This window comes from Pontivivens marinum, from assembly GCF_900231835.1.
GTDB classification, from domain to species: domain Bacteria; phylum Pseudomonadota; class Alphaproteobacteria; order Rhodobacterales; family Rhodobacteraceae; genus Pontivivens; species Pontivivens marinum.
In genome coordinates, this window is record NZ_OCTN01000002.1 from 228,228 (window position 1) to 240,205 (window position 11,978).

Consider the following 11,978-nt stretch of genomic DNA (forward strand, 5'->3'; position numbering starts at 1 on the left):
CGGAAAAAGAGGGAGAACGCCATGAGCTTTGAGACCATCCTATACGATTTGAACGACGGTGTGGCGACGATTACCCTCAACCGGCCGGATGTGATGAACGGGTTGAACGCCCAGATGCGGGCGGAAATCCTAGCCGCTATCAAACAGGCGGGCGCCGAGGCGCGCGCGCTGGTGCTGACGGGTGCAGGGCGCGGTTTTTGCTCAGGTCAGGATCTGGGCGACACCAAGGGCAAGCCGATCAATCTGGAACTGACCCTGCGTGATGAATATGAGCCGATGTTGCGCGCAATCTATGATTGCCCGATCCCCACATTATCGGCGGTCAACGGTCCGGCGGCGGGCGCTGGTGCGAACCTTGCGCTATCTGCTGATATCGTTATCGCCACGCAAAGCGCGTTTTTCCTGCAAGCTTTTGCCCGCATTGGCCTGATACCGGATGCCGGTGGCACCTATTGGATGCCCCGCCAAATGGGCTTTGCCAAGGCGATGGGCGCGGCAATGTTGGCGGAGAAAATCACCGCCCAACAGGCGGACGATTGGGGCCTGATCTGGGCTGCCATTCCCGATGATGAATTCCACGACCACATCGCCGCCCGTGCCAAGCAATTGGCAACCGGCCCGACCCAAGCCTATGCGCGGATCAAGCAAGCGATGCGCGGAACCTTCGACAACACGCTTGGGGAGCAGCTCGACCTTGAGGCGAAATTGCAGGGTGAGGCTGGAAGTACCCGCGACTTTGCTGAGGGCGTCACCGCGTTCCTGCAAAAGCGTCCAGCGCAATACGAGGGGCGGTGAAGCCCGACCACATACGACCCATGCGCGATGGCGATATTTCCGGCATCGCGCAGGTTTTCTACGAGGCGGTTAGCCATGGCGCAGCGGCACATTACACCGCTGCGCAACGGCGCGCATGGGGCGGGGATACGCCAAACCCGAACCGTTGGGCTGAACGCCTGATCCCGCTGGATGTGCTGGTCGCGCAGGATGATTGCGGGCGGATCACCGGCTTTTTCTCTGTGCGACTATCGGATGGCCTGGTCGATCATATGTTCGTGCTACCTTCGCGTCAGGGGACTGGGCTGGGGGAGCGGTTGCTTGAGCGGGTTGAGGATATGGCGCGCTTAGAAGGCCTACCCCGACTATGGACCGAGGCAAGCCTGCTGGCTCGTCCCTTTCTGGAACGTCATGACTGGTATGTTGTCACCACGCAGGACGTTGCCGTGCGCGGTCAGGTTCTGCGCAATTTCGTGATGCATAGGGTACTGTCCTGACGGCTAGATGCTTGACGTCTTGTGCGGGTGATGTCCTGTTACGGTATGAGTTTTGCATCACGTATCACGACCTTTCCCCGCGCTATTGATCCCGCTCGCGGGCAGGATGTTGCGCAATCTCTCAACGGGCCGTTGGCCGCGCTGGTTGCTGGCGTTGCGGGCAGTTCGAACCACCTCGCACGGCTAGCGCAGATCGAGGGGGATTGGCTGACCACATTGGCCGATCAACAGCCAGAGGACGTTCTGGATGCGCTGTGCATGCCGCCACAGGGCGATCCGGCGTTTGCATTGCGTCAGGCCAAACGACGGGTCGCGCTGTTAACCGGATTGGCCGATTTGGGTGGCGTGTGGCCGACGATGCAAGTCACGGCGGCGCTGTCCCGCTTTGCTGATATGGCGCTGGATCACGGCGCGCGTCACATTATCGCGGCTGAGATTGCGCGGGGTAAGTTGCCCTCGCAGGATCAGACCGCCGGTTATGTCATCCTCGCCATGGGAAAAATGGGGGCGGGTGAGCTTAATTACTCCTCGGATATCGATCTGATCTGCCTGTTCGATGAGACGCAGCACGCGCCCGAGGATTTCACCGAGGTTCGTGCCGCCCTGATCCGCGTGACGAAAAAACTGATGCAGATGATCGGCGCGCAAACCGCTGACGGCTATGTCTTCAGAACCGATTTGCGCTTACGGCCTGATCCCTCGACAACACCGGTTTGCATCGCGATGGACGCGGCGGAGCGGTATTACGAAAGCCTAGGTCGCACATGGGAACGCTCCGCCTATATCAAGGCCCGCGCCTGTGCCGGTGATATCCCTGCGGGAGAGGCGTTTTTAAAGCGCATGCGCCCCTTTATCTGGCGTCGTCATCTGGATTTTGCGGCTATCCGCGATGTGCAGGATATGATGCATCGCATTCGTGATCATAAGGGGCTGTCCGGTCCAATCGATCCGACTGGCCATGACGTAAAGCTGGGACGTGGCGGCATACGAGAGATCGAGTTCTTTGCCCAAACCCGCCAGCTGATTGCAGGTGGGCGCGACGGAACTCTGCGCGACAAAACGACCCTGGGCGCGCTGGAGTCACTGGCGCGGGCAGGGCAGATACCGGCTAAGATTGCGACAGCCCTGACCGGCCATTACACGGCGCTGCGCGATATCGAGCATCGGATTCAGATGTTGGAGGATGCGCAAACCCACTGTGTTCCGCGAAATCCTGACTCGCTGGAACGGCTGTCCGCGCTTTGTGGTCACGACACTACAGCGGCGTTTCTGGATGCGTTGGGCAAGCGGTTGGCGGCTGTCCACGCGATCTGCATGCCGCAGCAGGTCGAGGAAGAGACAGCGCCCAAATCAGAATTTGAAACGGATAGCCAAACCCTACAGATTACCGCAGCGTGGCCAAACTTACCGGCGTTCCGGTCGCCACGGGCAGAGGCGCTGTTTCACCAACTTGCCCCCGGTATCCTGTCACGTCTGGCTGGTGCTGCTGATCCCCATGCTGCCTTGGCGCATTTTGATAGTTTTCTCAGAGGGTTGCCCGCCGGTGTTCAAGTGTTTTCCTTGTTCGAGGCACGTCCCGCCCTACAGGATTTACTGGTAGAGATTTGCGCGACCGCGCCCGCCTTGGCCCGTTATCTGGGCCGGAATGCCAGCGTTTTTGATGCCGTATTGGATCGTGAGTTTTTCGCGGAACTACCCGGCCTGACCCAAATGACCACAGCGCTGGATGCGGTCTTGGCCGAGGCTACGGATTACGAGCAGAAGCTGGACGCAACACGCCGTTGGCAAAAGGAAGTCCGCTTTCGCATCGGGGTTCACCTGTTGCGCGGTATCGCGGGTGGCCGCACGGTGGAGCGGGCCTATTCCGATCTTGCACAATGTTGCATCGCTGCCCTGCTGCCGATTGTGATCAGGGATCAATCCCGCCGCCATGGCGCCCCGCCCGGTGCGGGAGCGGTTGTGCTGGCCATGGGTAAGTTGGGCTCGGCTGAGATGACGGCGACCTCTGACCTCGACCTGATAATGCTATATGATGCACCATCAGATGCGATGAGCGACGGGACGCACCCACTGGGTGCCGCGCAATATTATGCCCGTTTGACCAAGCGTTTGATCACAGCGCTAAGCGCCCAAATGGCTGAGGGGCAGCTATACGAGGTCGATATGCGCCTGCGCCCCTCGGGCCGTCAGGGACCGGTTGCGACCTCGCTCGCGGGATTTCAGCGCTATCAGGCGGAGGAGGCATGGACATGGGAGCATCTGGCCCTAACCCGCGCCCGACCGGTTGCTGGCCCAGATGCCGTGCAGCAGGCCGTTGAAAGGGCCGTGACCGATATCGTGACTATCCCCGGTGATGCGCAGAAAATCCGCAACGATACAGCCGATATGCGTCGTCGCCTGATGCAGGCACATCGCCCCGGTTCCGTTTGGCAGCTAAAGCAGGGCCCTGGCCGCTTGCTCGACATCGATTTGTTTTTGCAGGCGGGCTGTTTGTTGAGCCACGCCTCCAGCGTTCAAATTGGCGATCTGACCGGCAATGGTTGGCTAACCCAGCAGGAAGCCACCAGCATCGCTGAGGCGCGCACGCTGATGAGCACATTACAGGCCGTCGGGCGGGTTGCATTGGATGACGGATTCGCACCGGATCGTGCAGGGCCTAGCCTGATTGAGCTGGTCCTCGCCCAAACCGGATTTGCCACAATAGATGCATTGCGGGACGCGCTGGAACGGCACTTCATCAAAGTCTCGGGAATAATCTCTGACAGATTAGCATGAGCTTACCGGTCGTTTATCATCCAGATTATATGGCACCGTTGCGGGCGGGGCACCGGTTTCCAATGTCTAAATACGGGTATCTACGCGACCATCTGGTACGCGATAGCCTGTTGCCCGAAGCCGGTGGTTATATCGCACCGGCCCCCGCCAGCTTGGCCCAAATTGCTGCTGCTCATGGTTGGGATTATACGGATCGCGCATTCAGGTTATGCCTGACGGAAGGTGAAGTGCGAGAGATTGGTCTGCCGCAGAACGAGCGTGTGATCCGGCGCGCGCGTCTGTCCAGTGCGGGCACTACGCTGGCTGCGCGGCTGGCGTTGGAGCATGGGGTAGCGGTCAATCTGGCCGGTGGCTCACATCATGCAGGGCCGCAGCGGGGTGCGGGATTCTGCGTGTTTAACGATGTAGCCGTCGCCGCACGTACTCTGCTGGATGAGGGGCATGTCCGTCGGATTCTGGTCGTCGATTGTGATGTGCATCAGGGGGACGGGACGGCGGCTATTTTTGCCAACGATCCTGCGGTTTTTACACTGTCGCTGCACGCGGAGAAAAACTATCCGGCGCGAAAGCAAACCTCCGACCTAGATTTCGGCCTGCCGGATGGGCTGCGCGATGCGCCATATCTTGAGGTGTTAAGAGAGGTTCTAACGCCGCTATGGGATCAGGTGCGCCCCGATCTGGTGTTTTATAATGCTGGCGTTGATCCGCATCAAGATGACCGGTTGGGCCGTCTGTCACTAACCGATGCGGGGCTTGCTGCGCGGGATGACTATGTGCTCCGCTCGGCTGTGGCGCGTGGCATTCCCGTTGTTGGCGTTATTGGTGGTGGATACGGGCCAGACCCTGCCGAAATTGCAGCGCGCCATGCCCTGATGGTCGCTAGTGCTGCGCGCAATGTCTCGGCCTGACTTGTGAAAGGCTCAATCAGGCTTCATTCTGTCAAAAAACACGAGGGAACAATCATGGATAATCGCTTTGGATGTTGGCTCGACCTGCCCAGCCCGCATGTGGCTGAAATTGTCGCGCAGACCGGGTTCGACTGGGTCGTCATTGATTTGGAACATGGGCCAATCGGGATAGAAACTGCCAGCACCATGCTGATGGCGATCAAGGCAACGGGCGCGAAGGGCATCATTCGCATTCCCGAACTGACCGAGGGCTGGATGAAGCGCGCGCTGGATACGGGCGCGCATGGCGTCATGGTTCCCAATATCGCCGACGCCCAGCAGGCCGAGCAGGCCGCGCAATGGTTCCACTACGGCCCTCGGGGAAAACGGGGTGAGGCGCAGGTCATCATCCGCGCCGCAGATTGGGGCCGTCGTGCCGATGAATATACCGGCGGTGCGGAACTGATCATCCAGATCGAGCACCAGACAGCCCTGTCGCAAGCCGAGGAAATTGCGGCAATTGACGGCGTACACATGCTATTCTTCGGCCCATCAGATTTCGCCGCTGCCACAGGTCTGCCCAAGGATTCGCCCAAGGTTCTGGACGGCGCACGCGAGGTTGCCCGCGCGGCCGCTGCACATGGCAAGCGGTCCGGCTCGGTTATGTTCCCTGCGGGCACGGTGACCAGTTTGCACGATGTCGGGATCACGGATATCTCCATCGGCAGCGATGTTGCCAGCCTGACAACGCATCTTGATGCGGCGCTGGCAGCTGTCAAATAGCTGCCTACTGATTAAGGAAATCCCAATGCCCCTGCACCATGCGACACCTGACGATCCGCGCGGCCTGATTGCCGAGGCGTATAATATGGAGATCCAGATCGAGGACTGCCGCTCGATCTTTTTTGACTGGGCATTGGGTGAGGCAGGGCCGGATATGCAAGCAAAGTTGCAGCGTTTGGCAAATCGGTTTGCCGACGCGCAGCCGGATCACCCGATGACCACGGTTCTGCGTGAGGGTCAGAAATCTGTACCTGAGCTGCGGCGTCGCGGCGGGCGCGCGGCGCGTTTGCAGTAGGCGCTTATTGCGTATTTAATGATCGGAGAGCCCAATGAGCGCACAATTCCTAATCCTCAACGTAGGCTCCTCCAGCATCAAATTTGCGCTATACGATGCGGTCAATCCTGAACAAAGACCCCAACTTAGCGGGCAAATATCTGATAGCAGGTCAGCGCCAAAAATTAAGGTTTCCGGAATGTTATCCGGCGATGTTAACACAGATCCGTTGGCTGAAGCCATCCTGACGGCAAGTCATGAGGAAATGGCCGCGCTGCTGCTGGACTGGCTGATGGCGCAGGATGCACTGGGTGAAATCACCGCGGTCGGGCATCGTGTTGTGCATGGTGGCAGCGTGTTTAGCATACCAGTTATCATCACGGCTGAGGTGCTGAGCCAGTTGCAGGATTTGATCCCGCTGGCCCCTTTGCACCAACCCTTTAGCATTGCCGCGATGCGAGCGGTTTCAACGTGCAACCCCGACATACCGCAAGTCGCGTGCTTTGATACGGCCTATCACCGCAGCCAACCACGCCTGAACCAGCTGTACCCGATCCCGCGCGCATTGATGGATGAAGGGCTGGTCAGCTACGGATTTCACGGCCTGTCCTATGACTATATTTCCAGCGTGCTGCCCGACTATCTGGGCGCAGGTGCAGATGGGCGGGTTGTTGTTGCGCATCTGGGCAATGGTGCCAGCATGTGCGGCATCCATCACGGGCGCAGCGTTGCGACGACCATGGGCTTCACCGCATTACATGGCCTGATGATGGGGCAGCGCAGCGGCACAATCGATGCCGGCATCATCCTGCATCTGATGCAGCAGAAGGGATACAGCGCGGACGATATCCAGCAGTTGTTATATCAGGAATCCGGCCTGCTGGGCGTGTCCGGCATTAGCAGTAATATGCAGGATCTGGATGGAAATACCCACCCCCATGCTGTTGAGGCGGTTGATCTGTTTTGCTATCGCGCGGCCAGCGAATGCGCCTCTCTGGCTGTGGCGCTGGGTGGATTGGATGCCATCGTTTTCACAGGTGGTATTGGCGAGAATGCAGCGGATATCCGACGCGGCATTTGTACACGTCTGGAGTGGCTGGGCGTTACGCTGGATGAACAAGCGAACGCAGCGGGGGCAACTCAAATCTCGCTACCGGACGCCAAGGTCACTGCGCTAACCATCCCGACCAATGAGGATCTGGTGATAGCGCGCGCAACCTATGATCTACTTCAATGATGACGTCATAAACGGGAAATTGGAGCCACTTATACGCAAGGGCTGAATTTACACCGTCGATAGGTGTCAGCGTCCACATTTTGCGTTCGGCATTTGATGAGAGTGACGGTTATATTCCCGAACCCTATGTAATCCCAGCGTTTGTGACTTACCTTCCAAAAGATACGATGCCGGTAAGCGACGCTGGGCTATTTAGGGTCTGGAGGTGTAGATGGGGTGATCCACAGGCCACCCCATCTATTATTCAAAGCAAGGCGAGTAGCTTGGCAGCCGCCTCTTCGGACGAGGCGGGATTCTGACCTGTAACCAGCTTGCCGTCTGTCACGACAAAAGATGCCCAGTCATCGCTCTTTTGGTAGTTGCCGCCATTGGCTTGCAGCATATCCTCAACCAGGAATGGAACGATGTTGGTTAGACCAACGGCCTCTTCCTCGGAATTGGTGAAGCCGGTTACGGTGCGACCGGATACAAGTGGTTTGCCGTCCGCTCCCTTAGGGTGTTTGAACACGGCAGGGGCGTGACACACCGCGCCGACAGGGCGGTTATTCGCGGAAAATGCCTCAATCAACGCGATGCTGTTTGTATCCTCGGCCAAATCCCATAGGGGGCCATGACCGCCCGGATAGAAGATCGCATCAAATCCATCAGCATCCACCGTGGACAGAATCTTGGTGTCGGCAAGGTGGGCCTGCGCGGCATCGTCGGATTTGAACCGCTTGGTTGCCTCGGTCTGTGCATCATCTGCATCGCTGGACGGGTCGATTGGCGGCTGGCCGCCCTTGGGTGAGGCAAGCGTGATCTCAGCTCCGGCATCAAGGAAGACGTAATAGGGAGCCGCAAATTCCTCTAACCAAAAGCCGGTCTTATTGCCGGTGTTGCCAAGTTGGTCATGCGATGTGAGTACCATAAGAATTTTCATAGTGATTTCCAATCTAAATTTAAAATCAATCGTTTAGCTTAATAACGCGCTTGCCGAATGCTTCGCCTTGCAGCAGGCCAACAAATGCGGACGGGGCTTGTTCCAATCCGACAATCACTTCCTCGCGATATTGGATCAGGCCTTGCGCGACCCAGTCACCCATTTGCGCCGAAAATTCAGGATAGTACTGGCCGAAATCATCAAAGACGATAAAGCCACGCACTGTCAGACGCTTGCGCAAGATTGCACCCAGCAGCAGGTTCATCCGGTCGGGGCCATCGGGAAGGGAGGTCGCGTTATATTGCGAGATCAGCCCACACACCGGAATTCGCGCGGATGGGTTCAGCAAGGGGAGCACCGCATCGAATACAGCGCCGCCGACATTCTCGAAGTAGATATCGATGCCGTCGGGGGCTGCGTTGGATAATGCCTCGGGGAAGCCGTCTGCCTTGTAATCGATGCAGTCATCAAAGCCTAAAGTCTCGACGACATGACGGCATTTTTCCGGTCCGCCGGCAATGCCCACAACGCGCAAACCGAGGATTTTACCGATCTGTCCGACAGTCGCGCCAACAGGCCCGCTTGCACCTGCTACAACAAGTGTTTCACCTGCCTTTGGTTGACCGATTTTGGTCAAACCGGCCCAAGCTGTCAGGCCCGGCATGCCAAATACACCCAGCGCCCATGACGGGTTTTCAGGGGACTTCCCCATATTTATCACGCCCGTGCCGTCAGATAGCGCATAATCCTGCCAGCCACCGAATGCGACGACCCAATCACCTTCCTCAAATCCCGCCACATCCGAACTGATAACCTGCGCCACGGTGCCGCCGATCATCACCTCGCCAACCTCAACCGGTGCGGCATAGGATGGTGCGTCGCTCATCCTACCGCGCATATAGGGGTCGAGGGATAGGAATTCGTTTCGCAACAACATCTGGCCCGCAGCGGGGACTGGCACGCCCTCCGTTTCCAGACGCAATGTGCTGTCTGTTGGCACGCCGACAGGTCGCTCAGCCAGAACAAATTTGCGATTTTCGCTGTTGGATTGGGTCATGAAAATGGTCCTCTAAAATATGGTATCGCTAGAGGTGTGGGTTCAGACCGCAGTGCGCAAGCCTGTACGACGTTGCGTCAGGGCAATTGGCCGAAAGCAGGGTCCGCATGGCAAGCACCTGTGCAGCTGCGTCGATTCCTTGCAGTTGTATTGATGTGTTAGCTCGCAACCTATCCATCTGGATAGCGGCATACTCCAACAGTTCCGAAAACTGTCCACACGTGCTGCCGACAGATGTTGTGACGCGGCGTAAAAATATATTTGCAGCGACGTAATTTCGATTCGCCAAATTGGGCCTTTCGCCCGATTTTCCGAAAAGTCTGTTGTTGCATTTTGTAGGCTTTAAGTGAGGTGATAATAATGTTGCAGCCCGTGTATCAGGTTCTTAAGTCCCTCTCTTATATAGTGATTTGCTTCATTATATGTCTCAACATTGTACCCGCCGCTGCCGATGCAGATGGGATTGTAGTGGGTAGCAGCGCCGTAGTGATTGAGCGAATTTAACTCTAATTGTGCAATCCGGTTTTGAGGCGGCACCCTCATCGCAGGACGCCAGGATCAGCCTGCCGCCATCACGGTTTTCAACTGAGCAAAGTGAGCGCCGTGTCACAGCATCAAATCGCTGCGGCACTCCAAAAAATGCTCAATCAACCGTCGGGTTAGCGCCTTTTGCGGCCCGACATCGGGCCAGACTGCATAGATGCCCATCGAGGGCAGGCTCCACTCGGGCAGGACTTGAACCAAGCGGCCCTGAGCCAATTCGCGCTGCACTTCGCCAAGAGGTGGGTGCCAAATCCCAAGGCCGGCAACAACCGCGGCCATAGCCGCGTTGATCGCAGTTACCTCGACCCGTGTATTTGTTGGCTCAAAGGTAAACGTTTCGCCGTCGCGCTGTAACGTGATGCTAGAGGGAATTTGCGTCACGGCGATGAAATCATTTTCCACCAGATCTGCGACTGTTTTGACTGGCGCACGGTCGTTCAGATAATCTGGAGAGGCAACGAGAACCTTGTTGAAGTCAGCGATACGACGGCTTTTCAGGGTGCTGCTGCGCAATGCGCCTAAGCGTATGGCGAGGTCAATTCCCTCCTTCACCAGATCAACCTGCGCGTCGCTGCTGTGCACCGTGATTGCTACCATCGGGTGCTTTTTCACGAACTTCCACAGGGATGAGTGCAAATTACTCTGCTCACCAAAGGCCGGCATCGTGATGTGCAGGGCGCCAACCGGCTGACCGCTGCCAACATTGATTGCGTCCAGCGCCTCCTCGGCAGCGGTAACCATCCGGCGTGCGGGCTCTAATGCGTGGCGCCCCTCGGGGGTTAAGGACATTGATCGGGTTGAACGAAAAAATAGGGTCACGCCCTGACGTTCCTCGAGCCGGGACAGGTGGTGGCTGATGACGGATGTCGACAGCTTCAACTTACGGCCTGCCGCGCTCAAGCTACCGGTATCAGCTATTGCCACAAAGACGGCGAGGCTGCGGTAGTCATCAACCATCTTTCTAATCCTTGTAACTATGATTTCGCGAAAATCAGGGTAATCCAGAAAAATATAACTGTCTATTTATGGGGTTAGTAAAAAGGTGACAGCTATGATTATGCGTACCACAAGAGTTAATAGCACCCGTGCCAATACCTACCTCATGCAGCTTTGTAAGCATTTTGAGCAAAGGGTTCAGGTGCAATTCGATGGCGACAGGGGGCAGATCACATTCCCCTTTTGCCAATGTAAATTAACGGCAAGTGATGCGGTGTTGGATGTCGTTCTAACCGCAGAATACGATGCAGAGATGTGCCTAGGGCAACGGGTGATGAGCAATCACATTGACCGCTTTGCCTTTCGCGAAAGGCCACATGTCAGTTGGCAATAGGCAATTACAGACGGCTTGCTGACTTCTAACACGAGGAGATTTGGCATGACGATTGCCGTAACCGCAGCATCCGGTCAGTTGGGTGCCGAAATCGTGCGCAAACTAACTGCCATGCCAAATGGTGGGACAGTTATCGGCCTAGCGCGAACGCCACAAAACGCACCGGAACTCGGCATCGAAATACGTGGTGGCGATTACAATCAGCCGCAGCAATTGCGTGCGTCACTTGCCGGTACCGATACGGTTCTACTTGTTTCGGGGATGGACACACCAGATGCGCGCATTCAGCAGCATCGTAATGTAATCGACGCCGCTAAGTCCGTTGGCGTGCGCAAGATTGTCTATACGAGCATTCACGGCGTCGAGAAGGGCACTGCCTTTTCCGCGGTTGTGCAAAGCAATCGGCAGACTGAGCAAGATGTGCGTGACTCAGGCCTCGACTACGTGATTGGTCGCAACGGGATCTATATTGAGCCTGATATCGAATATCTTGAGGGTTACAAAGCTCGGGGTGAGATTGCGAATAGCGCCGGTTCGGGAAAATGCGGGTACACGACCCGCTCGGAATTGGCCGAGGCATATGCTCGGCTATTAACCACGGATCAGTATGATGGCCGCACAGTTAACCTGTACGGCACACCCATAACGCAGGCACAGTTGGCGCAATATCTGAATGCAACTTTCGGCACCTCCCTTACCTATCGTGAAATGACATCCGATGCGTTCATTGCAGATCGTTCGGCTGATCTAGGTGATTTCATCGGACCAATCATCGGTGGAATTTACGAGGGCATCCGCCTTGGAATTTATGAGAAGGAAAGTGATTTCGAGGCAGTTATGGGGCGTCCACATCAAAGCTGGGATGCCTATTTTTCCACGTTAAAAAACTAGGCAGGGCCAAA

12 protein-coding genes are annotated in these 11,978 nt (G+C 56.9%); 9 read left to right on the forward strand and 3 right to left on the reverse strand.

The window, feature by feature from the left end; all coding sequences use genetic code 11:
• Window positions 1–21: 21 nt before the first annotated feature.
• Genes CR254_RS07050 through CR254_RS07080 form a run of 7 tightly spaced genes read left to right on the forward strand, consistent with a single transcriptional unit; the run spans window position 22 to window position 7,227 of the window.
• On the forward strand, window positions 22–795 hold the full coding sequence (locus tag CR254_RS07050) for an enoyl-CoA hydratase-related protein (RefSeq protein ID WP_097929142.1): 774 nt from the start codon (window positions 22–24) through the stop codon (window positions 793–795).
• Window positions 792–1,271, forward strand: a complete 480-nt coding sequence (locus tag CR254_RS07055) for a GNAT family N-acetyltransferase (protein ID WP_145996710.1) — start codon at window positions 792–794, stop codon at window positions 1,269–1,271. Before CR254_RS07050 ends, CR254_RS07055 begins: the two co-directional genes overlap by 4 nt.
• Window positions 1,272–1,316: 45 nt before the next feature.
• Window positions 1,317–4,046, forward strand: a complete 2,730-nt coding sequence (gene glnE / locus CR254_RS07060; RefSeq protein ID WP_097929144.1) for a bifunctional [glutamate--ammonia ligase]-adenylyl-L-tyrosine phosphorylase/[glutamate--ammonia-ligase] adenylyltransferase — start codon at window positions 1,317–1,319, stop codon at window positions 4,044–4,046.
• Window positions 4,043–4,954: a histone deacetylase family protein gene (locus CR254_RS07065; protein WP_097929145.1), complete on the forward strand. Its 912-nt coding sequence runs from the start codon at window positions 4,043–4,045 to the stop codon at window positions 4,952–4,954. Before glnE ends, CR254_RS07065 begins: the two co-directional genes overlap by 4 nt.
• 54 nt (window positions 4,955–5,008) lie before the next feature.
• Window positions 5,009–5,716 carry an HpcH/HpaI aldolase family protein gene (locus CR254_RS07070; protein ID WP_097929146.1) on the forward strand — a complete coding sequence of 236 codons (708 nt, stop codon included), beginning with the start codon at window positions 5,009–5,011 and terminating at the stop codon, window positions 5,714–5,716.
• 25 nt (window positions 5,717–5,741) lie between these two features.
• Window positions 5,742–6,011, forward strand: coding sequence for a hypothetical protein (locus CR254_RS07075; protein WP_097929147.1), 270 nt, complete (start codon window positions 5,742–5,744; stop codon window positions 6,009–6,011).
• Between the two features lie 34 nt (window positions 6,012–6,045).
• Window positions 6,046–7,227: an acetate/propionate family kinase gene (locus CR254_RS07080; protein ID WP_097929148.1), complete on the forward strand. Its 1,182-nt coding sequence runs from the start codon at window positions 6,046–6,048 to the stop codon at window positions 7,225–7,227.
• Window positions 7,228–7,471: 244 nt separating this feature from the next.
• Here the strand turns inward: CR254_RS07080 and CR254_RS07085 are convergent, their stop codons facing one another.
• From CR254_RS07085 to CR254_RS07095, 3 genes are all read right to left on the reverse strand, one after another.
• A complete protein-coding gene (locus CR254_RS07085; RefSeq protein ID WP_097929149.1) occupies window positions 7,472–8,146 on the reverse strand; it encodes a type 1 glutamine amidotransferase domain-containing protein in 675 nt (224 codons plus the stop codon).
• 25 nt (window positions 8,147–8,171) lie between these two features.
• Window positions 8,172–9,203: an NADPH-dependent curcumin/dihydrocurcumin reductase gene (gene curA, locus CR254_RS07090; protein ID WP_097929150.1), complete on the reverse strand. Its 1,032-nt coding sequence runs from the start codon at window positions 9,201–9,203 to the stop codon at window positions 8,172–8,174.
• 606 nt (window positions 9,204–9,809) lie between these two features.
• Window positions 9,810–10,703 (reverse strand): LysR family transcriptional regulator, encoded by an 894-nt coding sequence (locus CR254_RS07095; protein ID WP_097929151.1) that lies wholly within the window; start codon window positions 10,701–10,703, stop codon window positions 9,810–9,812.
• A gap of 94 nt (window positions 10,704–10,797) precedes the next feature.
• On the opposite strand from CR254_RS07095, the gene CR254_RS07100 reads away from it, so the two are divergent.
• Together CR254_RS07100 and CR254_RS07105 are read left to right on the forward strand one after the other, a co-directional pair.
• Window positions 10,798–11,076: a DUF2218 domain-containing protein gene (locus tag CR254_RS07100; protein ID WP_097929152.1), complete on the forward strand. Its 279-nt coding sequence runs from the start codon at window positions 10,798–10,800 to the stop codon at window positions 11,074–11,076.
• Between the two features lie 45 nt (window positions 11,077–11,121).
• Window positions 11,122–11,967: an NAD(P)H-binding protein gene (locus CR254_RS07105; RefSeq protein ID WP_097929153.1), complete on the forward strand. Its 846-nt coding sequence runs from the start codon at window positions 11,122–11,124 to the stop codon at window positions 11,965–11,967.
• The last annotated feature ends 11 nt before the right edge of the window (window positions 11,968–11,978 follow it).

What these genes read in the sequence shown, in the direction of transcription:
- CR254_RS07080 (WP_097929148.1), top strand. Translation starts at nt 6,046, where the DNA reads ATGAGCGCACAATTCCTAATCCTCAACGTAGGCTCCTCCAGCATCAAA.
- CR254_RS07100 (WP_097929152.1), top strand. Translation starts at nt 10,798, where the DNA reads ATGATTATGCGTACCACAAGAGTTAATAGCACCCGTGCCAATACCTAC.
- CR254_RS07095 (WP_097929151.1), bottom strand. Translation starts at nt 10,703, where the DNA reads ATGGTTGATGACTACCGCAGCCTCGCCGTCTTTGTGGCAATAGCTGAT.
- glnE (WP_097929144.1), top strand. Translation starts at nt 1,317, where the DNA reads ATGAGTTTTGCATCACGTATCACGACCTTTCCCCGCGCTATTGATCCC.
- CR254_RS07105 (WP_097929153.1), top strand. Translation starts at nt 11,122, where the DNA reads ATGACGATTGCCGTAACCGCAGCATCCGGTCAGTTGGGTGCCGAAATC.
- curA (WP_097929150.1), bottom strand. Translation starts at nt 9,203, where the DNA reads ATGACCCAATCCAACAGCGAAAATCGCAAATTTGTTCTGGCTGAGCGA.
- CR254_RS07085 (WP_097929149.1), bottom strand. Translation starts at nt 8,146, where the DNA reads ATGAAAATTCTTATGGTACTCACATCGCATGACCAACTTGGCAACACC.
- CR254_RS07070 (WP_097929146.1), top strand. Translation starts at nt 5,009, where the DNA reads ATGGATAATCGCTTTGGATGTTGGCTCGACCTGCCCAGCCCGCATGTG.
- CR254_RS07075 (WP_097929147.1), top strand. Translation starts at nt 5,742, where the DNA reads ATGCCCCTGCACCATGCGACACCTGACGATCCGCGCGGCCTGATTGCC.
- CR254_RS07065 (WP_097929145.1), top strand. Translation starts at nt 4,043, where the DNA reads ATGAGCTTACCGGTCGTTTATCATCCAGATTATATGGCACCGTTGCGG.
- CR254_RS07050 (WP_097929142.1), top strand. Translation starts at nt 22, where the DNA reads ATGAGCTTTGAGACCATCCTATACGATTTGAACGACGGTGTGGCGACG.